Annotated in this window: 12 protein-coding genes; 8 read left to right on the top strand and 4 right to left on the bottom strand. The window is 39.6% G+C overall.

What is annotated here, in order from left to right:
* Window positions 1-64: 64 nt before the first annotated feature.
* Entirely contained in the window at window positions 65-1,480 is a 1,416-nt protein-coding gene (locus BT797_RS20150; protein WP_045110299.1) for a 3-oxoacyl-ACP reductase, read from the bottom strand.
* Between the two features lie 354 nt (window positions 1,481-1,834).
* Here BT797_RS20150 and BT797_RS20145 point away from each other — a divergent pair, with 354 nt between their 5' ends.
* Window positions 1,835-3,115 carry an acetyl-CoA C-acetyltransferase gene (locus tag BT797_RS20145; RefSeq protein ID WP_045110300.1) on the top strand — a complete coding sequence of 427 codons (1,281 nt, stop codon included), beginning with the start codon at window positions 1,835-1,837 and terminating at the stop codon, window positions 3,113-3,115.
* A 49-nt stretch (window positions 3,116-3,164) separates the two neighbouring features.
* Here the strand turns inward: BT797_RS20145 and BT797_RS20140 are convergent, their stop codons facing one another.
* The 3 genes from BT797_RS20140 to asnB form a co-directional block, all read right to left on the bottom strand.
* Window positions 3,165-4,199, bottom strand: a complete 1,035-nt coding sequence (locus BT797_RS20140; protein WP_075473273.1) for a M48 family metallopeptidase — start codon at window positions 4,197-4,199, stop codon at window positions 3,165-3,167.
* On the bottom strand, window positions 4,196-5,320 hold the full coding sequence (locus tag BT797_RS20135; RefSeq protein ID WP_045110302.1) for a YjgN family protein: 1,125 nt from the start codon (window positions 5,318-5,320) through the stop codon (window positions 4,196-4,198). The genes BT797_RS20140 and BT797_RS20135 overlap by 4 nt, the downstream gene beginning before the upstream one ends.
* A gap of 197 nt (window positions 5,321-5,517) precedes the next feature.
* Entirely contained in the window at window positions 5,518-7,185 is a 1,668-nt protein-coding gene (asnB, locus tag BT797_RS20130; protein WP_045110303.1) for an asparagine synthase B, read from the bottom strand.
* A gap of 555 nt (window positions 7,186-7,740) precedes the next feature.
* Between asnB and lpxM the strand changes: the two genes are divergently transcribed.
* The 7 genes from lpxM to BT797_RS20095 all read left to right on the top strand — a co-directional run bounded on the left by lpxM (window position 7,741) and on the right by BT797_RS20095 (window position 23,439).
* Window positions 7,741-8,682, top strand: a complete 942-nt coding sequence (gene lpxM, locus BT797_RS20125; protein ID WP_045110304.1) for a lauroyl-Kdo(2)-lipid IV(A) myristoyltransferase — start codon at window positions 7,741-7,743, stop codon at window positions 8,680-8,682.
* A 402-nt stretch (window positions 8,683-9,084) separates the two neighbouring features.
* Window positions 9,085-10,497 (top strand): pyruvate kinase PykF, encoded by a 1,413-nt coding sequence (pykF, locus tag BT797_RS20120; RefSeq protein ID WP_045110305.1) that lies wholly within the window; start codon window positions 9,085-9,087, stop codon window positions 10,495-10,497.
* A 103-nt stretch (window positions 10,498-10,600) separates the two neighbouring features.
* Complete coding sequence (locus BT797_RS20115) at window positions 10,601-11,437, top strand: patatin-like phospholipase family protein (RefSeq protein WP_045110306.1); 837 nt, start codon at window positions 10,601-10,603, stop codon at window positions 11,435-11,437.
* A 65-nt stretch (window positions 11,438-11,502) separates the two neighbouring features.
* A complete protein-coding gene (locus BT797_RS20110; protein ID WP_045110307.1) occupies window positions 11,503-11,721 on the top strand; it encodes a VF530 family protein in 219 nt (72 codons plus the stop codon).
* A 226-nt stretch (window positions 11,722-11,947) separates the two neighbouring features.
* Window positions 11,948-12,349, top strand: a complete 402-nt coding sequence (locus BT797_RS20105; RefSeq protein WP_045110308.1) for a thioesterase family protein — start codon at window positions 11,948-11,950, stop codon at window positions 12,347-12,349.
* A 750-nt stretch (window positions 12,350-13,099) separates the two neighbouring features.
* Entirely contained in the window at window positions 13,100-20,671 is a 7,572-nt protein-coding gene (locus tag BT797_RS24785) for a type I polyketide synthase (RefSeq protein ID WP_075473272.1), read from the top strand.
* 173 nt (window positions 20,672-20,844) lie between these two features.
* The gene (locus BT797_RS20095; RefSeq protein WP_075473271.1) at window positions 20,845-23,439 is read left to right on the top strand and encodes a PfaB family protein; all 2,595 of its coding nucleotides are present in this window, start codon (window positions 20,845-20,847) and stop codon (window positions 23,437-23,439) included.
* Window positions 23,440-23,453: the final 14 nt, after the last annotated feature.

Below are 23,453 nucleotides of genomic sequence, written 5' to 3'. Positions count from 1 at the left end.
ATTTAACCTAGAAAGAAATAGCTGCTATCCATCAAGGTCGCAGCTATTTCAGCGTTACGTATCCCTAAGCGCCAATTAATGATTGTCCGCAAATTCGAATTGTATTTCCTGTCACACCTGCTGCTTGTGGTTGCGCAAAAAATGCAATCGCTTCGGCTACATCAATTGGTTTACCTCCCTGTTTTAATGAATTCATTCGGCGACCAGCTTCACGGACGGTAAAGGGGATCGCGGCAGTCATTTTTGTTTCGATAAAACCAGGGGCAACGGCATTAATGGTTATATTCTTTTCAGCAAGTGGTTTTTGCATCGCATTGACATAACCAATAACGGCAGCCTTAGAGGTTGCATAATTTGTTTGACCAAAGTTTCCAGCAATGCCACTCATCGAAGATACGCAAATAATTCGACCATATTGATTCAATAGATTGTCACTTAGTAATCGCTCATTAATTCTTTCCATGGCCGACAAATTAATATCCATAAGTACGTCCCAGTGATAATTAGTCATACGTGCGAGGGTTTTATCTTTTGTAACCCCTGCATTATGTACAATGATATCAAGTGATACCTCACGTACAAATTCGGCAATGATAGTAGGCGCATCATCAGACGTGATGTCAGCTACGATAGTACTGCCTTTTAAGCGATGTGCGATTTTGTCAAGATCCATTTTCAGTGCTGGTATATCTAAACAAATTACATGAGCGCCATCGCGAGCGAGAGTTTCAGCAATAGCAGCTCCAATACCACGAGATGCACCAGTAACAAGCGCAGTTTTTCCTTGTAAAGGTTTAGCGAGGTTAACTGTGCCGTGTATTGCTCCTGGTTTTACATTAAGCACTTGTGCTGATATATAGGCTGATTTCGTAGAGGTAAGGAAACGGAGTGGGGCGTTAAGCAATGATTCACTGCCTGCCTGTGCATACATAAGTTGGCATGTGCTGCCATTTTTACCTATTTCCTTGGCTAAGCTACGACAAAAACCTTCTAAGGATCGTTGTACAGTAGCGTAACTCACATCCTCAAGGTGCTCACTCGGACGACCTAAAACGATGACTCTGCTACATTTTGATAGTTGTTTTATTACAGGCTGGAAAAATCGGTGTAACGCGCTTAATTGTTTACTTGTTTTAATACCTGATGCATCAAAGACAATGCAGTTAAATTTATCTGATTTACTCATTGTATTTAAGCTAATTGGGGTCGCACTGAGTAGGGTATTATTAAATTGCTCATTAAGGTTGGCTAACTCTAGCGTGCTATTTGGATAAGAGATAGCAAGTTCTGCATCGTTAAATGTGTCAATGATGGGTTTTATCAGATCACTATTCGTGGCAGCCCCAATAAGTAAACGACCAGAAATAAGATCTGAACCGTGAGAGAAGCGCGTTAATGTAACAGGTTGTGGAAGATTAAGCATTTTGAATAAAGCTGATGTCCACTTACCATTGGCGATCTTTGCATACGTATCCGTCATTATTTAATCCTTGTTAGAGTGAACTGCCTTAATATTGAAACCGAGCATGTACTAAAAATTCAGTTATTACTATGACTTATCTGCCAGAGGTCGTTTATAAATAGACCAGTTCATTGCATCGTAAATTGGTATAGTATAACTAAATAATATTCAGATTCAGATTTTGTCGCTATAACAGTGGATAAATAATCATCCATCAATGTCTTAGCATATAAATTATCGATAAAACAGTGATGAACTAATAACCAAATTAGAGTTTTTATTTTAAACTTGGATCAACAATGTTACATTAATGTTTCTTAAGTCTAATGTGCTGCGGGCATATATAAGTCATCTTAATTAAAGGAATAAACCATGACAGGTCAAACAGTAAGAAGAGTTGCAATTATCGGCGGTAACCGTATCCCGTTTGCACGTTCAAATACAGCATATTCGAAACTAAGTAACCAAGATATGCTTACGGAAAGTATCCGTGGCTTAGTGGTTAAATATGGCCTACGTGGTGAACAACTTGGTGAAGTTGTTGCGGGTGCGGTAATTAAACACTCTCGTGATTTTAACTTAACACGTGAAGCGGTATTAAGTGCAGGCCTTGCACCTGAAACACCTTGTTATGACATCCAACAAGCATGTGGTACTGGTTTAGCCGCTGCCATTCAAGTAGCAAACAAGATTGCACTGGGTCAAATTGAAGCGGGTATTGCTGGTGGTTCTGATACCACGTCTGATGCACCGATTGCTGTAAGTGAAGGTATGCGCAGTGTTTTACTTGAGTTGAACCGTGCTAAAACGGGTAAACAACGCTTGAGTGCACTTTCTCGTTTACGTCCAAAACATTTCGTGCCACTTACACCTGCGAATAAAGAACCGCGTACAAAAATGGCGATGGGCGATCATTGTCAAGTGACTGCGAAAGAATGGAATATCTCACGCGAAGCACAAGATGAATTAGCATGTGCCAGTCATCAAAAATTAGCGGCTGCATATGAAGAAGGTTTCTTCGATACGTTGGTGTCACCTATGGCTGGACTAACGAAAGATAATGTATTACGTGCTGACACGACAGTTGAAAAACTAGCTAAATTAAAGCCTTGTTTTGATAAAGTAAATGGCACTATGACGGCGGGTAACAGTACTAACCTTACGGACGGTGCATCTGCGGTATTACTTGCAAGTGAAGAGTGGGCAGCTGAACACAACTTACCTGTTCAAGCTTATTTAACATTTGGTGAAACAGCGGCTGTTGACTTTGTTGATAAAAAAGAAGGTCTGTTAATGGCTCCCGCATATGCAGTACCAAAAATGCTTAAGCGTGCAGGTCTAACATTACAAGATTTCGATTTTTATGAGATTCATGAAGCATTTGCAGCGCAAGTACTATCAACGCTAGCTGCGTGGGAAGATGAGAAATTCTGTAAAGAAAAACTTGGTCTTGATGCACCGCTTGGTTCAATCGATTTAACTAAGTTAAACGTGAAAGGCAGTAGTTTAGCTACGGGTCATCCATTTGCTGCAACCGGTGGTCGTGTTATTGCTACGTTAGCGCAGTTGCTTGATCAGAAAGGTTCAGGTCGTGGTTTAATCTCGATCTGTGCTGCTGGTGGTCAAGGTATCACGGCTATTTTAGAAAAATAAAAAATGTTGTAATCCAGCCCTTATTTAATAAGGGCTGGAACTTAGGATGTTATAAAGGATCAATAAGGTTTATCGCATTAACACGTTCACTTATGTCTGGATGCGAACGTAACCAAGTTGGAGAGCTTAAGGGCTCACTTTCTAACTGCATTAATACCTGCTCTAGTGGTTGAACTGAACCATATTCGGATATTAAGGCTTCTGCAGCGAATCTATCTGCTTCAAGTTCAGCCTGCTGAGAATGCTCAAATGATAGTAATAATGTACTGGCACTAGCCAAAGTATCGCCTATCCCGGTCGCATCACCCACGATATAATTTACGAGTACAGATAATATCGATGCTTGAACGAGTTGCTTTAAAAGGTGATTATGATACTGATGTCCTATCTCATGCAATAGTACAGCTTTTAACTCTCGATCATCTTGTACAAGCGCGACGAGTTTATCCGTTAGGATTATTGTGCCATCTGTTAAAGTAAATGCATTGGCCGTATCTGCTAAAGATCGAAATAATAACTTGGGTTCACCGTTATAAATTATAGCTGCTGAATTTATATTATTCAATAAGCCCGTAAGTTCACTTTGTCTTTTGGCTGATAGCTTGGATACCGTGAAGTAGTGCTCGTCTAAATATTCTAGACTATAGTCGGCTAGGTGTTTTTCCACTACAGGGGGGATAGACTGTGCGATCATACCACTGATAGCAGGGATGCCTGAGTTAATTACATACCAAGCCGATAAGCAACTTAGTAATATACTAGCAGTAATAGCAATGCTATTTTTTTCCAGCTTATGCAACCAGGACTGTTTATTCTGTTGACGTAGCCAGATATCAATTTTCGCATTATTATCGGCAGTAAATGTCCAACCGTTAACGAATGTAAAACTACGAGGAATAGCGCCTAAAGCACGAGATATAGTTATGTTACCTATATCTGTTTTTAACTCCGAATCAGCAGTGGTTACAATGTTATCATCAACACTGCTGAGCACACACTCAATACCGCCATCGGAATTAAGTATTAGCTCAGCGGCAATCGTAATGGCTGATGCGGGTGCAACAGCCTTACCTTGAATTATCATATAGCGCTAATGCCTAGATCGAACGCTTGGGATAATTCATCTGCAATAGCACCGGATTCATTTGTAATTTGGTCTGTTGCATTGTTGAGGGAAAGGTCACCGTCAACCTGAGTCACGGATGCGATATAATTTGCATGTCGAATCATTGTAAATGGTCGAGCTAAACCAAGGGTACAAACGATCAGTAATAAGTTTGTTAATAGTAGTAAGCTATAAGACATAACCGTCATTGTCGATTTTGGCTGTAACTGGTTATCAAGTTTAGTCGCAGATAGGATATAGTTACGAACTCGGACATGGAAATAGACTTGAGTAAATATCATACCGACTATCATACCAATGTAAGCAATCATAAAGACTGCCATTTTACTTGAGTCTCCTGTTAAATTACTGATGTCATTTGTACTGACACCAGCGATAATTAGAAATGCTGCAAAGCCCGCAATGATAAGTACTATCAGTAACATAAACTTAGCTAGTACCTTAAATATATAGGTAGTTTGTAACGTCGCAGAGAAAGTTAGATTACCATAACGTGTATTATTAATAATGAACTGATTCATGGCGGCTATAACCCAAGAGAATAACAAGGGTAGGAGAAGTAAGCATGTGGCGGCCATGATAATAATGCCAAAAATTTTCGATGCAGGCATAATATAAGTGAGAGTGATGGCGATGGATATGCCAATTGCTATATAAGCGACTAACGGCTTTACGAGCATAACTTTATATGCACTTTTGTAAGTGCCGATAAAATTAAAACGCACATTTCTAAATTGTGTCATTTTCATATCGAAGCGGAGATTACGCACGACTAAAACTGGATAGATAAGTGCGAATACTAACATGGCAAGTACAGCTAGTTGTGGTGAGAATGCATTTAAAGCTGTCCATATAATAACTGCAATAACAGCAATGATTCGACCAATCAAGATCTGTTTAGGTTGTGCTAGGTAATCAAATCGACTTCCGTTAAGCTCAGTATTACCATAGAAGTATTTGTTGGTACGAACTTTAGCCCATGCTGAGTAGATCCCTAGCGTTATAATACTTAATAGAATATTTACGATCCAAATACCAAAATATTCCTTTCCTTTACCATGAAACTTAAACTGATGCATTTCTATTCCTTTGCAATGATATAAATGAGAATTATTATCATTATAGTAGCATGCTAAGCGTGTACTCAAAAGGGGCTATGTAATATTAAGAGGAAAACTGAGGAACTAATCACGATATTGCTGTATATGGTTGTAAAATATACAAAAACAGCACCGAAGTGCTGTTTAAATAGAGGTTAACGAAAAATCAAACTAGATTAGTCTTCATATGCTTCGTTATGAACACCAGCTGCACGACCCGATGGATCAGCATTGTTTTGGAAGCTTTCATCCCAAGCTAATGCTTCAACCGTTGAACATGCTACAGACTTACCAAATGGTACACATTTAGCTGCTGAGTCACCTGGGAAGTGACCTTCAAAAATGGCACGATAGTAGTAACCTTCTTTAGTATCAGGAGTGTTGATTGGGAATTTAAATGCCGCGCTTGCTAACATTTGATCCGTTACAGCTTCTTCAACGTGAACTTTAAGTTGGTCAATCCAAGAATAACCAACACCATCAGAGAATTGTTCTTTTTGACGCCATACAATTTCTTCTGGTAATAAATCTTCAAATGCTTCACGGATGATGTTCTTCTCAATTCTGTCACCAGTGATCATTTTTAATTCAGGGTTTAGTCGCATTGATGCATCTACAAACTCTTTATCTAAGAATGGTACACGTGCTTCAATTCCCCATGCAGCCATTGATTTGTTCGCTCGTAAGCAATCAAACATATGAAGCTTAGATACTTTACGTACCGTTTCTTCATGGAACTCTTTTGCATTTGGCGCTTTGTGGAAGTACAAGTAACCACCGAATAGCTCATCAGCACCCTCACCAGAAAGGACCATCTTAATGCCCATTGCTTTAATCTTACGTGCCATTAAGTACATAGGTGTTGACGCACGAATAGTTGTTACATCGTATGTTTCAATGTGATAAATAACATCGCGTAATGCATCGATACCTTCTTGTACGGTAAACTCTATCGAATGGTGAATAGTACCTAAGTGGTCAGCAACTTTTTGTGCAGCGGCTAAATCTGGAGAACCGTTTAAACCAACAGAGAAAGAGTGCAGTTGTGGCCACCATGCTTCTGTTTTTCCACCGTCTTCAACACGACGTTTTGCATATTGTTGAGTGATAGCCGAGATTACAGATGAATCTAAGCCACCAGACAGTAACACACCATAAGGTACGTCACACATTAGTTGACGTTTAACAGCGTCTTCTAATCCTTGTTTTACAACTTCTTTATCGCCGCCGTTTTTTGCTACAGCATCAAATTCTTTCCAGTCACGTTGGTAATACGGTGTTACTTTACCGTCTTTACTCCACAAGTAATGACCGGCTGGGAATTCTTCAATCTGTGTACAAATAGGTACTAACGCTTTCATTTCAGATGCAACATAAAAGTTACCGTGCTCATCATAGCCTGTGTATAGCGGAATAATACCGATATGATCTCGACCGATAAGGTAAGCGTCCTCTTCTTCATCATATAAAGCAAAAGCAAAAATACCATTCAGGTCATCTAAAAATTGTGTTCCTTTCTCTTTATATAGAGCAAGGATAACTTCACAATCAGACTCTGTTTGAAATTCAAAATCTACACTTAATGTTTTCTGTAAATCTTTGTGGTTATAAATTTCACCATTAACAGCGAGTACGTGAGTCTTTTCTTCATTGTATAAAGGTTGTGCACCATTATTAACATCAACAATTGCAAGGCGTTCATGAACTAAAATAGCATTATCATTAGTATAGATACCTGACCAATCTGGGCCACGATGACGCAGTAACTTTGATAACTCTAGTGCTTGTTCACGAAGAGGTTTAATGTCTGACTTGATGTCTAGAATTCCGAATATTGAGCACATAACTAATTCCTTCTCATGCTGCGTATGCAGCTAACTTTCTAAATAGTGTGTCTAATTTGCCACATTGTAGATTTAATGCAAACAAAATTGATAAAACATTTACAAAAAACATAATTCAATGTGGAATCGATAATTAAGTGGTGCTTAAAATAACAATTCGATAATGTAAGCGGCGAGGTAATAGACTAATGTAATCTTAATGAATAAAGTAAGCATGATTGAGTCCATTCAACGCAATGTGGTACTAAGTAAATAATTTACATACAATAATAACCTACTTGAGCTAAATTTATCATGATCATTAACTATACCTCAATGGCAATTTGATATAACTGTAAAATATATTTAAAATTAATGGTTTAATGGCGAGTTTAAACTGTAAATTGGTACTTTCTTGTGCCGTCGATTAATTGATATTGATTAATCGTGCGTTAAAACGACTAAAATAGAACAGTAAATATAAAAAATAGTTGGTTTTGGTGACATAACTGAATAAACTAATTAACTTGATATCTCGTAATATTTTTGTAATTTAAACAGGTTTGATAAAATTATATGTCTGATAAATATAAACCGTACGACCTTTCTTTCAAAAAAACATTTTTGCTACCTAAGTTTTGGCCTGTATGGTTCGGCGTCTTTGTATTATACCTACTCGCTTTTGTGCCAGTGAAACCACGTGATAAGTTTGCGCGTTTCATCGCGACGAAATTATTTGATTTAAAAGTGATGAGCAAACGCAAAAAGGTTGCAAAAATTAACCTATCTATGTGTTTTCCTGAAATGGATGAGATAGAGCAAGAGCGAATCATCATGGGTAACTTAGTTACTTTTTGCCAAACGATTTTAAGCTATGCGGAACCAAGCGCGCGAAGTCTGGCATATAACCGTAATCGTATGGTCGTTCATGGTGGTGAAAACCTTTTTCCATTATTAGAAGAAGGTAAGGCTTGTATTTTATTAGTACCACATAGTTTTGCCGTTGATTTTTCAGGTTTGCATGTTGCGTCTTACGGAGCACCATTTTGTACCATGTTTAATGATTCTGGAAACGAACTTTTTGATTGGTTGATGACACGCCAGCGTGCTAAATTTGGAAATACGATTTATCACCGTAAAGCAGGATTAAGTGCACTTGTACATTCTCTGAAGAAAGGTGAGAGTTGCTACTACTTACCTGATGAAGATCATGGCCCTAAACGAAGTGTATTTGCGCCGTTATTTTCGACACAGAAAGCAACTTTACCTGTATTAGGTAAGTTAGCACAAAAAACAGGTGCAACAGTTGTTCCTATGTATGCAGCATACAATGAAACACGAGGTAAATTTGAAACATTTATCCTACCGGCGATGCAAAACTTCCCGTCTGAAAGCCCTGAACAAGATGCGATTATGATGAACAAAGAGATCGAAGCATTGATTGAATGTGGCATTGATCAATACATGTGGACGTTAAGATTATTAAGAACGAGGCCAGACGGTAAAAAAATCTATTAGTTGTCGCCATTTCTCTATTCAAGCGCTATATATTTAACTTAGATATAGCGCTCTCTTTTAGCGTAAAATCCTGCCTGACGAACCATTTTTAAATACTTTTTCAATTATATTTAATGACAATTTGGCTTGTACTTGCTTTGTTTTTAGCCTAATGAGTGAAACAAACTTGATCTAGGTATCTATTCTGTCTTTCTTTATGCTTATCACTCTATGTTTTTAAACTTATACTTGTTACAATTAGTTTCATATGAAAGCGATGTGGTTTCAATAAAAGCTATGTCACTTCAATAAAAATTTTGGTTTATAGTCGCATTCAGAGTAAATCGAACAACATCCTCACCCAGACTATAAAGTTAGAAAAGATTTAAAAGAATATAAAATATCCCATACGGAGCTATAAGAATGAAAAAGACTAAAATTGTTTGTACAATTGGTCCAAAAACTGAATCAGTAGAGAAACTAACAGAGCTTGTTAATGCAGGCATGAATGTTATGCGTTTAAACTTCTCTCACGGTAACTTTGCTGAGCACTCAGGTCGAATTCAAAATATCCGTCAAGTAAGTGAAAACCTTAATAAAAAAATCGCAGTATTATTGGATACGAAAGGTCCGGAAATCCGCACCATTAAATTAGAGAATGGTGAAGATGTAACATTAACAGTCGGTCAATCATTCACATTTACAACAGATATTAGTGTTGTGGGCAATAAAGATTGTGTAGCTGTCACGTATGCAGGCTTTGCTAAAGACTTAAATCCAGGTGCAATCATTCTTGTCGATGATGGCCTGATTGAAATGGAAGTGACTGAAACAACAGATACTGAAGTTAAGTGTAAAGTATTAAACACGGGTGCGCTTGGTGAAAATAAAGGCGTTAACTTACCGAACATCAGTGTTGGTTTACCTGCATTATCTGATAAAGATAAAGCTGACCTTGCGTTTGGTTGTGAACAAGAAGTTGATTTCGTTGCCGCATCGTTTATTCGTAAAGCTGATGACGTAAGAGAAATTCGCGAAGTGTTGTTTAATAATGGTGGCGAAAACATTCAGATTATCTCTAAAATTGAAAACCAAGAAGGTGTTGATAATTTTGATGAGATTCTGGCTGAATCAGACGGTATCATGGTTGCTCGTGGTGATCTTGGTGTTGAGATCCCTGTCGAAGAAGTGATCATGGCTCAGAAGATGATGATCAAGAAGTGTAACAAAGCAGGTAAAGTTGTTATTACAGCAACGCAAATGCTTGATTCAATGATCAGCAACCCTCGTCCAACTCGTGCAGAAGCGGGAGACGTAGCCAATGCTGTTCTTGACGGTACTGATGCGGTAATGTTATCTGGCGAAACTGCGAAAGGTAAATACCCAGTTGAAGCTGTTTCTATCATGGCGAATATTTGTGAGCGTACTGATAACTCTATGTCTTCGGACCTAGGTGCGAATATTGTTGCTAAAAGCATGCGTATTACAGAAGCGGTATGTAAAGGCGCGGTAGAAACAACTGAAAAATTATGTGCACCACTGATTGTTGTTGCTACTCGTGGCGGTAAATCGGCGAAGTCTGTACGTAAGTATTTTCCAAAAGCTAACATTCTTGCGATTACAACGAACGAGAAAACTGCACAACAATTGTGTCTGACTAAAGGCGTCAAATCTTGTATTGTTGAACAGATTGATAGCACTGACGAATTTTACCGCAAAGGTAAAGAGCTAGCGCTTGCAAGTGGGCTAGCTAAAGAAGGTGATATTATTGTTATGGTCTCAGGTGCGCTTGTACCATCAGGTACAACAAACACTGCATCAGTTCACCAACTTTAAGTTGTTAAATTGATATTCTAGAAAAGAGAGCGTATGCTCTCTTTTTTTATATCTGCATTTAATATACAGTTAGTAAAAAGTTAATTGGGGATTAATCAAAGAGATGGGTAGCACTAAACATAATATTGGCTTAGTACTTTCTGGTGGTGGGGCGAAGGGTATTGCTCACCTTGGTGTATTAAAATATCTGTTAGAGCAGGGAGTAAGACCGAGTTTAATTGCGGGAACGAGTGCCGGTTCTATGGTTGGTGCGCTTTACTGTTCTGGATTAGAGATCGATGAAATACTGCAATTTTTTATAGATGTGAAACCATTTTCTTGGAAATTTACTCGAGCGGCAGCGGGTTTTATTGATCCTGCGAAATTGTATCCTGAGTTTTTAAAGTATATTCAAGAAGATAGCTTTACACATCTTGAGCCTGAATTACGTATCGTTGCTACTAATATGTTACTTGGAAAAGAACATATTTTTAAAGATGGCTCTGTCATTAACGCTTTGTTGGCATCGGCAAGTTATCCTTTAGTATTCTCACCTATGCTTATTGACGGACAGGTTTACTCTGACGGTGGCATCGTTAATCACTTTCCGCTGAGTGTTATCGAAAATGATTGTGATAAAATAATTGGCGTATATGTTTCGCCAATACGTCAAGTTGAAGCTGCAGAATTGTCGAGTATCAAAGACGTTGTATTACGCGCATTTACGTTACAGGGAAGTGGTGCTGAATTAGAGAAACTATCACAATGTGATGTGCAGATTTATCCCGAAGCATTAGTCAATTACAATACATTTACAACTGACGAAAAATCATTACGAGAAATTTTTCAGATTGGCTACGAAGCAGCAAAAGAGCAATATGATAGTATTATTGAATTAAAGGAAAGTTTAGCCAGCAGTAGCTCGAAAAAGAATCCCTTTACAAGGTGGTTTGGTCATTAATACTGTTAGTAACTCTTGTGTTATACTGATCAACAATTAATCTTAAATAATTTATCACGGTAAACATGACTCAAATAAATAACCCGCTTCACGGGATGACACTCGAAAAAGTAATTAACAGCCTTGTTGATAAATATGGTTGGGATGGCCTTGGTTACTACGTTAACATTCGCTGTTTTACTCATGATCCAAGTGTTAAGTCTAGTCTTAAGTTTTTACGAAAAACACCTTGGGCGCGTGATAAAGTTGAAGCGTTATACGTAAAAATGGTCACTGAAGGCTAAATTTTATAACGACATACTAGTCCTTGCTAATTATTGATTAAGCATTATTAACGATGATGAATAAGGACCTGTGAAGTGAAAGACAGCATTAAATTTTATTATTGATCTTATTTTAAGTGTTACCACCTCCAATACATGACACTGTGTCCAATGTTGCGCTGTCATTTCTCAAATTTATCTATATGCTATGTATTTTAATACGTGACCAAATAGGTTAATTTCAGTAATGACGAAGATATACCATCATCCAGTACAAATTTATTATGAAGATACCGACCATTCAGGTGTTGTTTACCATCCTAATTTTTTGAAGTATTTTGAACGTGCACGTGAGCATGTTATCAATAGTGATTTATTGGCGACATTGTGGAACGAACGCGGCTTAGGTTTTGCGGTTTATAAAGCTAATTTAACATTTCAGGATGGCGTCGAGTTTGCTGAAGTTTGTGATATTCGAACTTCTTTTACACTCGATGGTAAATACAAAACGATCTGGCGTCAGGAAGTGTGGCGCCCTAATGCAAGTAAGCCTGCTGTTATTGGTGATATTGAGATGGTGTGCTTAGATAAAGAAAAACGTTTGCAGCCTGTCCCTGATGATGTATTAGCAGCCATGGTAAATGCATAATACCTGATTTAAAGTATCTTCATTTCGTAAAATTCACATAGGTATTCGAGGCCTACTTTATATCTATGTGACCACTTATCACTATTTTACCATTGCTAATTACATCCACTCACTACTTATTCCAGTGTTAAATATCGCCCATAAGCACCTTTAGATAAAGAGTTTTTACTCTATAAATTGTTAATTCTGACGTAATCACAGCTGTTATGTAATTTAATGTAATTATCTATTTATTTATTATTAAATTAAAGCGCACATATGTACGCTAAAATGAGATGTAACACAGGTTTGAGATTAATTATTTGTGATGAGATTATATTTTATAAGGATCAAATTTAGCTTAAACATGACAAATTTCGTGAATATGTAGTGAAGTTATGACCAATATGCTCCAATTGTTGAATTTAAATAATATCTAATTTGTTATTTTTAGTCACTTCCTGGTCTGATGAGTTTGCAAGTTTGACCAGTTGGGTATGTTTGTAGTGATTTTTAAAGCTGTGTATATTATTGCCAATATATATTAAAGGTATTTTGACCTCGAACTCTTAAATTCAAGGCTGAAGTACTGGGATACAATTTAAACAATTAATTCTACCGGATTTATTTTATGTGAAATGAAATGACGGTAGATTTTTTTTGCTCTTTAAGAGTACGGTTGTACGCTCAGGTTGTTGACTTAGTGTTCAAGTGGACATTTTAATGAGCATTGTTTTTAGTGCAAAAAGATCCTTCAGGAGCAATAACACAATGGCTAAAAAGAACACCACATCGGTTAAGCATGGCAAGGATGTGTTAAGTAGTGATGAGCAACAGTTAAATTCTCGTTTACAAGAATGCCCAATTGCTATCATAGGTATGGCATCAGTTTTTGCTGATGCCAAAAATCTTGATCAATTCTGGGATAATATCGTCGATTCCGTTGATGCGATTATTGATGTGCCTAGCGACCGTTGGAACATTGACGACCATTATTCGGCAGATAAAAAAGCCGCAGACAAAACATACTGTAAACGCGGTGGTTTCATTCCTGAACTCGATTTTGATCCGATGGAGTTTGGCTTGCCGCCAAATATCTTAGAGTTAACTGATATAGCTCAACTGCTGTCGCTAATAGTTGCACGCGATGTATTAAGTGATGCTGGCATTGGTAGTGATTATGATCATGATAAAATTGGTATTACGCTAGGTGTTGGTGGTGGTCAGAAACAAATTTCGCCGCTAACCTCTCGCCTGCAAGGTCCTGTGTTAGAAAAAGTATTAAAAGCGTCGGGTATTGATGATGATGATCGCGCAATGATCATCGATAAATTTAAAAAAGCCTACATAGGTTGGGAAGAAAATTCATTCCCCGGTATGTTAGGTAACGTTATTGCTGGTCGAATTGCTAATCGCTTCGATTTTGGTGGTACAAATTGCGTGGTTGATGCGGCGTGTGCCGGCTCCCTTGCTGCAATTAAAATGGCGATCTCAGATTTACTAGAATATCGTTCAGAAGTAATGATCTCGGGTGGTGTATGCTGTGATAACTCACCATTCATGTATATGTCATTCTCAAAAACCCCTGCGTTTACCACCAATGATGATATCCGTCCGTTTGATGACGATTCAAAAGGTATGCTGGTGGGTGAAGGTATTGGCATGTTGGCGTTTAAACGCCTGGAAGATGCTGAACGTGATGGCGATAGAATCTATTCTGTATTGAAAGGCATCGGCACGTCTTCCGATGGTCGTTTCAAATCTATTTACGCACCACGTCCAGATGGTCAAGCTAAAGCGCTTAAACGAGCATATGAAGATGCTGGTTTTGCACCTGAAACATGTGGTCTTATTGAGGGGCACGGTACGGGGACGAAAGCTGGCGATGCGGCCGAGTTTGGTGGTTTAACTAAACACTTTGGTGCTGCGAGTGATAAGAAACAGCATATTGCATTAGGTTCGGTTAAATCACAAATTGGCCATACTAAATCTGCGGCTGGTTCTGCAGGTATGATCAAAGCAGCATTAGCACTACATCATAAAATTTTACCAGCGACTATTCATATCGATAAACCAAGTGAAGCCTTGGATATCAAAAATAGCCCTTTGTATTTAAACAGTGAGACTCGTCCTTGGATGCCACGTGAAGATGGTATTCCACGCCGTGCGGGTATTAGCTCATTTGGTTTTGGTGGCACTAACTTCCATATTATTTTAGAAGAATATCGTCCGAGTCATGATAGTGCTTATCGATTAAACTCAGTCTCGCAAACAGTACTTATTTCTGCGAAGAATCAGCAAAGTATCATCGTAGAATTGAATAACTGGCGTACTAAGTTGGCAGTAGAAACTGACCTTCAGGCGTTTGCATTTAATGACTTAGAGACTACCTGGCCATTGAATACGCCATCAGCAGATAAAGCGCGTTTAGGTTTTGTTGCTCGTAACGCCAACGAAGCCATTGTTATGATCGATACGGCGTTGAAACAATTCAGCGCGAATGCAGATAAAGCAACTTGGTCTGTACCAACAGGGGTTTATTATCGCCAAGCGGGTATTGATGCTGACGGTAAAGTTGTCGCGTTATTCTCCGGACAAGGTTCGCAATATGTGAACATGGGTCGTGAGTTAGCTTGTAACTTTCCAAGCATGATGCACAGTGCGACGACAATGGATAAAGAATTCAGTAATGCTGGTTTAGGTCAGTTGTCTGCGATCACTTATCCGATTCCTGTGTACACTGACGCTGAACGTCTGTTACAAGAAGAGCAATTACGTTTAACTCAACATGCACAACCTGCGATTGGTTGCCTGAGTGTGGGTCTGTTTAAAACTTTCAAACAAGCAGGTTTTAAAGCTGATTTTACAGCCGGTCACAGTTTTGGTGAATTAACGGCGTTATGGGCTGCTGACGTATTGAGCGATAGTGATTACATGATGTTGGCGCGTAGCCGTGGTCAAGCAATGGCAGCGCCAGAACAACAAGATTTTGATGCTGGCAAGATGGCTGCTGTTGTGGGCGACCCACAGCAAGTAGCGGTAATCATCGGCGCGATTGATGACGTGTCTATTGCTAACTACAATTCTAATAATCAAGTAGTTATTGCGGGAGCGAGTGAGCAGGTTGCTGTTGCTATTACAGCACTGAGTCATGCCGGTTTTAAGGTTGTTCCGCTACCAGTATCTGCTGCGTTTCATACTCCATTAGTTGGTCACGCTCAAAAGCCATTTTCCAAAGCGGTTGATAGCACTAAGTTTAAAGCGCCGACAATTCCGGTATTTGCTAACGGCACAGGTTTAGTTCATTCAAGTAAACCAAACGAAATTAAAAAAAACTTGAAAAAACATATGTTGGAACCTGTCCATTTCAATCAAGAAATTGACAATATATATGCAGACGGTGGCCGTATATTTATCGAGTTTGGACCGAAGAATGTATTAACCAAATTGGTTGAGAATATTCTTAATGATAAATCTGATGCTGTGGCTATCGCAGTAAATGCTAATCCAAAACAACCTGCTGATGTGCAAATGCGTCAGGCAGCCTTGCAAATGGCTGTGCTTGGTGTTTCGTTAGAAAATCTTGACCCGTACGACGCGGTTAAGCGCCCATTAGCTGCGCCGAAAGCGTCGCCTATGTTGATGAAACTGTCTGCTGCCTCGTATGTGAGTCCGAAAACCAAAAAAGCGTTTGCAGATGCCTTAACCGATGGTTGGACAGTGAAACAAGCAAAAGCTGCTCCAGTTGCCGTTCCACAGCCTCAAGTTATTGAAAAAATTGTTGAAGTCGAGAAAATAGTAGAAAAAATCGTTGAAGTAGAGAAGATTGTTTACGTTAATGCCGATGGTTCATATGTAACGCCAAATAATAACAATAGCACTAATAGTGCTGTTGCTAACAATGCCATTAGCAATAGTGATGCCGACCTTGTTGCCTCTATCGAGCGCAGTGTTGGTCAGTTTGTTGAACACCAGCAGCAATTATTAAATGTGCATGAGCAGTTTATGCAGGGACCACAGGACTATGCTAAAACAGTTCAATCGGTACTTGCAGCGCAAACGAATAATGAATTACCAGAAAGTTTAGATCGTACGTTGTCTATGTATAACGAGTTCCAATCTGAAACCCTGCGCGTACATGCAACTTATTTAAATAATCAGACGAGTAATATGACTTCAATGCTGACGGGCTCTGAAGATCACGAGATTACTTCGTCAACAACGCCTGTATTGGACACAACACAGCAGTCTGTACAAACTGCATCGCTAGTAATACCGGTTGTGGTTAATGATAAGGTGGAAAGTCCTGTTGTAAATACTGTTACTCATGTTGCTAGTAATGCAGCTGTTGCAGTTCAAACTGTGGCTGTAGCGCCTGTTCCTGTTAGTTCTCCGGTTGTTGCCGCTATATCTGCACCTTCATTGGTTGCTGTTGTGGCTGAACAGGAAGTTAGTCCTGCTGTTGCAACTGTGACTGAATCAGTTGTTATACCTGAGGTTGCTCAAGTTAGCATTGATGTAGCAACGATCAATAAAGTGATGTTAGAAGTTGTGGCTGATAAAACCGGTTATCCAACAGATATGCTTGAGCTGAGCATGGACATGGAAGCTGACTTAGGTATCGACTCTATCAAACGTGTTGAAATATTGGGTGCTGTGCAGGAACTGCTCCCAAATCTTCCAGAGCTTAACCCTGAAGATCTCGCTGAATTGCGCACGCTTGGTGAAATTGTTGATTACATGAATGCTAAAGCTCAAGCGATAGTATCAACAACAGTACCAACAATCAGCGCATCAGCTACACCAGCAGTAGCTGGCATTGATTTAGCCCACATCCAAAATGTAATGCTGGAAGTTGTTGCTGATAAAACCGGTTATCCGACAGGCATGCTTGAACTGAGTATGGATATGGAGGCAGACTTAGGTATTGATTCAATCAAACGTGTCGAAATCTTAGGTGCCGTACAGGAGATTATTACTGATTTACCTGAGCTAAACCCAGAAGACCTAGCAGAACTACGTACTCTAGGTGAAATTGTTACTTATATGCAAAGCAAGGCTCCTGTAGCAGAAAGTGTACCTGCGGTAACGACAGAATCTACAGACGCTGTCGTAACAAGTGCTACACCAACTATCGACTTAAATCATATCCAAACGGTAATGATGGAAGTGGTTGCAGACAAGACGGGTTATCCAACAGACATGCTTGAACTAAGCATGGATATGGAAGCTGACTTAGGTATTGATTCAATCAAACGTGTAGAAATCTTAGGTGCAGTACAGGAAATCATCACCGATTTACCTGAGCTAAACCCAGAAGACCTAGCAGAACTACGTACTCTAGGTGAAATTGTTAGCTATATGCAGAGTAAAGTGGAATCTCCGGTTGTAGCTGACGTTGTTAATACTGTAGTGACTACCGTGATTGATTTAGACCGTATTCAAAATGTAATGATGGACGTTGTTGCGGATAAGACAGGTTACCCAGCCAGTATGCTAGAGCTAGCAATGGATATGGAAGCGGATTTAGGTATTGATTCAATCAAACGTGTCGAAATCTTAGGTGCCGTACAGGAGATCATTACTGATTTACCTGAGTTAAATCCAGAAGATTTAGCCGAATTGCGAACACTAGAAGAAATCGTTACTTACATGCAAAGTAAGGTTACTGGCAGTGTTGCAACTAATGCTTACTCTACTTCTGAACAAAGTTCTGTTTCAGATGTATTTATGCATGACAGTGTTGCAACAATCTCTGCAGTAGAACAGAAAATAGCATTTCAACCAGCCCCGAGTGCCACAGTTGCTATTACGAGACTTAGTTCTATCACTAAAATCAGTCAAGATAGTCAAGGTGCTAATGCCTTAATTGTGGCGGATGGTAGTGATAGTGCAGTGCTATTAGCGGATAAGTTAATTCAGTCTGGCTGGAATGTCACTGCATTACAACCGAGTTGGATCACAATGAATCGTACTAAAACGTTTGCTAAGTCAGTAAATGTTGTTGTGCTAAACGCTGTTGATGAAATTGAAATTAACAATATCATTACTACTAATGCTCGACTTGATGCGGTTATCTACCTGCATGCAAGCACCGAGATAAACCATATTGAATACCCGCAAGCATCTAAGCAAGGCTTAATGTTAGCGTTCTTATTAGCTAAATTGAGCAAAGTGACTCAAGCAGCTAAAGTACGTGGCGCTTTCATGGTTGTTACTCAACAAGGTGGTTCATTAGGAGTTAGCGATAGTGATAAGCCTGAGTTAGTAAATAGTGACTTAGTACAAAGTGGCTTAAACGGTTTAGTTAAAACACTATCACACGAATGGGATAACGTATTCTGTCGTGCAGTCGATATGACAACATTATTAACTGCAGAACAAGTAGCTAGTTTTGTTAGCGATGAATTACTCGATGCTGACACTACATTAACTGAAGTCGGTTACCAGCCCGCAGATAAAAATGGCGTTGAACGTGTCACTTTAGCAGGCGTAGTTACTGACAGTTATGCACTCACTGCAGGTAATAACATTGATGCTAACTCAGTATTCTTGGTTAGTGGTGGTGCTAAAGGTGTTACTGCACATTGTGTTGTTCGTATTGCTAAAGAATATCAAGCTAAGTTCATCTTATTAGGACGTTCGAAGTTCTCAACAGACGAGCCGAATTGGGCACAGGGCATTAGCGATGAAGTTGCGTTAAAAAAAGCTGCTATGCAGGCTTTAATTGTTGCTGGTGATAAACCAACACCAGTGAAAGTAGTGAAACTGATCAAACCTATCCAAGCTAATCGTGAAATAGCACAAACTTTAGCAGCCATTACCGCTGTCGGTGGTCAAGCTGAGTATGTTTCTGCTGATGTAACCAACGCGGTAAATGTACAGGCAGCAGTGAAACCATCTATCGCTAAATTTGGCGATATCACAGGTATCATTCATGGTGCTGGCGTTTTAGCTGACCAATTCATTGAGCAAAAAACACTGAGTGATTTTGAGTCTGTTTACAGCACCAAAATTGACGGTTTGTTATCACTGCTATCAGTGACTAAGGCAAGTAACATCAAGCAATTGGTATTGTTCTCGTCAGCCGCAGGTTTCTACGGCAACCCAGGGCAGTCTGATTACTCAATTGCCAATGAGATCTTAAATAAAACAGCGTATCGTTTTAAATCATTGCACCCACAAGCACAGGTATTGAGCTTTAACTGGGGTCCTTGGGATGGTGGGATGGTTACGCCAGAGCTGAAGCGTATGTTTGATCAACGTGGTGTGTATATTATTCCGCTTGATGCTGGCGCGCAGTTGTTACTGAGTGAGTTAGCAGCGAATGATAATCGTTGTCCACAAATTCTAGTGGGTAATGATTTATCAAAAGATGTTGAGAATGATGTAAAGAGTAATGCTGTAAAAAAGCCACAAGTTAGTCGTTTATCAGATGCTTTAGTTATTAAAAGCATCAAAGCGACTAACAGTAATTTCCAAGTCAACAACAATTACTTTTTAGCTGATCACATGATCAAAGGCAATCAGGTATTACCTACGGTATGCGCGATTGCTTGGATGAGTGATGTGGCACAAGCAACTTATAGTAAGCGAGACTGCACATTGAAATATGTTGGCTTCGAAGATTATAAATTGTTTAAAGGAGTGGTTTTTGATGGCAACGAGGTGGCTGATTATCAAATTCAATTGTCGCCTATAACAGCTGTTTCGGAACAGGAAAACCTTGTCCGTATTGCTGCAAAAATATTTAGTCTGAAAAGTGATAGTAATCCCATTTTTCATTATGCTGCAACGATATTGTTAGCTCCTCAACCGCTAGAAGCTGTGAAGGTTAATTTACCTTCATTAGTTGCGGATATTGAGGGCTGTGCCGTTAACGAAAGCGTGGCTGGTGAAGCACAAGCCTTATATAGCAATGGCACCTTATTTCATGGTGAAAGTCTGCAGGGTATTAAGCAGATATTACGCTGTGATGAGCAAGGACTGTTATTTGCCTGTCAGGTAAGCGATGTTGCGGCGGCTAAGCAGGGCGGGTTCCCCTTAGCAGCGAACAATATTTTTGCTAATGACTTGGTTTATCAAGCTATGTTGGTATGGGTTCGTAAGCAATTTAACTTAGGTAGTTTACCTTCCGTAACAGCAGCCTGGACTGTATATCGTGAAGTGGCGATTAATGAGTTGTTTTATTTGCAGCTTAACGTTGTTGAGCATGATCTGTTGACATCACGAGGTAGTAAAGCCTGTTGTGATATTCAATTAATTGGTGCTGATATGCAATTAATTGCAGAAGTTAAATCAGCGCAAGTCAGTGTGAGTGACATTTTAAATGACATGTCTTGAGTCTGTACTTGTAAATAAGTAAACATTAGCAGTAGACGTCATGGTCAACATGGCGTCTGCTTTTATTAATCATTTCAATTTTTCAACAATGTTAATAGCTAAAGCAGTTGGCTTAAATTCCTGTGGCCAGTGTTTTTAGCTATTACTATTCGAGATAGGGTATTACAGAGAATATGACGGAATTAGCTGTTATTGGTATGGATGCTAAATTTAGCGGACAAGACAATATTGACCGCGTTGAACGTGCTTTTTATCTAGGTGCAAGTATTTGCACGAACACTCGCGGTATTAATAATGCTGAGGATCAACATAGCGCTGAGAATAAAATGGCGACGACAGTGTTAACGTCTGTAGCATTATTAGCAGAAACTAATCAGTTGGATATGGCTAACATAGCGGTATTACTTATTACTGATGTGAGCAGCTGTGCTGATGACCAGCTTGTACAACAAGTGGCACAACAGTGTGCGAGCTGTGTTGTTATTACTGATCTAGGCCAAGCATTAAAGCAAGCAACCGATTTAGTTAATAACCAAGATTGTACTGTTGCTGTGATTGGTATTAATAACGCGGTTAATGTGCCCAGTACTGATATTAAAGCTAACAGTGATATCGACGCTGCTGAAGAAGCCGTGGCGACAATCAGCTTTGATGAAACGTTTAGTGGTTATAACAATGTGACTGGCTTCGCTAGTTTACTTATCTCTTCAACCGATTTTGCGAATACTCATCAATGTTATATATATGCCAACATTAAAGGTTTCGCTCAGTCGTCTGAAAACACTGAACTCAATGTTGCAAACATTGCTGATACTGCGAGGCTCGCATTACAGCAAGCTCAAGTCACCGCCGAGCGGGTAGGTTTATTAGAAGTAACAGCAGATTCTAAATCGGAATTGGCGTTATCTGAAAGCCAGGGATTAATGTCTGCTTATAATCATACTCACACTTTACATACAGCATTAAGCTGCGCGCGAAGTGTGACCGGTGAAGGCGGATATTTCTCGCAGGTTGCGGGTTTATTAAAAGCAGTTATTAGCTTACATCAGCGTTATATACCAGCTATTAAAGATTGGCAGCAACCTATCCAAACACAAATTTCACAGTGGCAACGTTCGTCATTCTATATGCCTGTTGATGCCAGACCTTGGTTTCCACATACAGATGGCAGTGCACATACAGCTGCTTATAGTTGTATTAGTCACTCCTTACCTTCATCGGCATTAGAGCAGGGCTATTGTCACGTCATTTTACAAGAAAATAAGGTCAGGATTGATGGGCAAGATCATCCAGTTAGCGATGTGCGTGGTAATGGTTTTTTTGCCGCCAGTGACTTAGCTCTGGTTATTATTCAAGGTGATGACGAAGCGCAATTACGCAGTGAATTAGAGCGTATTGCCGGTCAATCAATGACGACCGGTATTAAAAAAATAGCGACGGATTGTTATGTTCGTAGTGATAGCAACAAAGTTTATAGCGCAGTGCTCATTGCTGAGACAGCCGAAGAGTTGAGTAAAGAGATCACGCTTGCGTTCGCTGGCATTAGCAGTGTATTTAATGATGCGAATGTCAGTGAATGGAAAACCCCTAAGGGCAGTTATTTTACTGGGCTGCCAGCTAACCGCGGAACAGACCACTGTACACAAGGTGGTATTGCATTTTTATACCCTGGGATTGGTGCGACTTATGTTGGTTTAGGCCGTGATCTATTTCATTTATTCCCACAAATTTTTCAGCCCGTTGCGGCCTTAGCGGATGACATTGGTTCGAGTCTTAAAGATACCTTACTTAGCCCACGCAGTATCAGTCGACATAATTTCAAACAGCTGAAACAGCTGGATCTAGATCTACGCGGCAACCTAGCTAATATTGCTGAAGCAGGTGTTGGTTTTGCTTGTGTGTTTACCAAGGTTTTCGAAGAAGTATTTGCGGTTAAAGCAGACTTTGCCACGGGTTATAGCATGGGTGAAGTGAGTATGTATGCAGCATTAGGATGCTGGCAACAACCGGGGCTAATGAGTGCACGTCTTGCACAGTCAAATACCTTTAATCATCAGCTTTGTGGTGAATTAAGAACCCTACGCCAGCATTGGGGGATGGATGATGTTCCAAGCGGTACTTTTGAACAGATATGGGAAACGTATACCATCAAGGCGACTATTGAACAGGTAGAGATTGCAGCTGCAGATGAGGACCGTGTGTACTGCACCATAATCAATACGCCAGATAGTTTATTACTGGCTGGTTATCCAGAAGCTTGCCAGCGGGTGATCAAAAAATTAGGCAAACGGGCGATGGCATTAAATATGGCCAACGCGATCCACAGTGCCCCAGCTTATGCCGAATATGACCATATGGTTGAGTTATATCATATGGATGTCACTGAACGTATTAAAACCAAAATGTATTCAAGCTCATGTTATTTAGCTATTCCACAACGCAGCAAAGCGATCTCACACAGTATTGCTAAATGCTTGTGTGATGTGGTGGATTTTCCGCGCTTAGTGAATACCTTACATGATAAAGGCGCGCGGGTATTTATTGAGATGGGGCCTGGACGCTCGTTATGCAGCTGGGTAGATAAGATTCTTGCTCATGAGCAAGATGATAGTCGCCATGTATCCGTCCCTGTGAATGCTAAGGGCACCAGTGATGAACTGACTTATATTCGCGCGATTGCTAAATTAGTTAGCCATGGCGTGAATTTGGATTTAGATAGTTTGTTTAACGGGTCAATCCTTGTTAAAGCTGGCCGCCTCGATTGTTAATACATGACGCTTTG

It is taken from the genome of Moritella viscosa (assembly GCF_900120065.1).
Taxonomy (GTDB): Bacteria; Pseudomonadota; Gammaproteobacteria; order Enterobacterales; family Moritellaceae; genus Moritella; species Moritella viscosa.
This window is presented reverse-complemented; position numbering and strand designations above follow the sequence as displayed.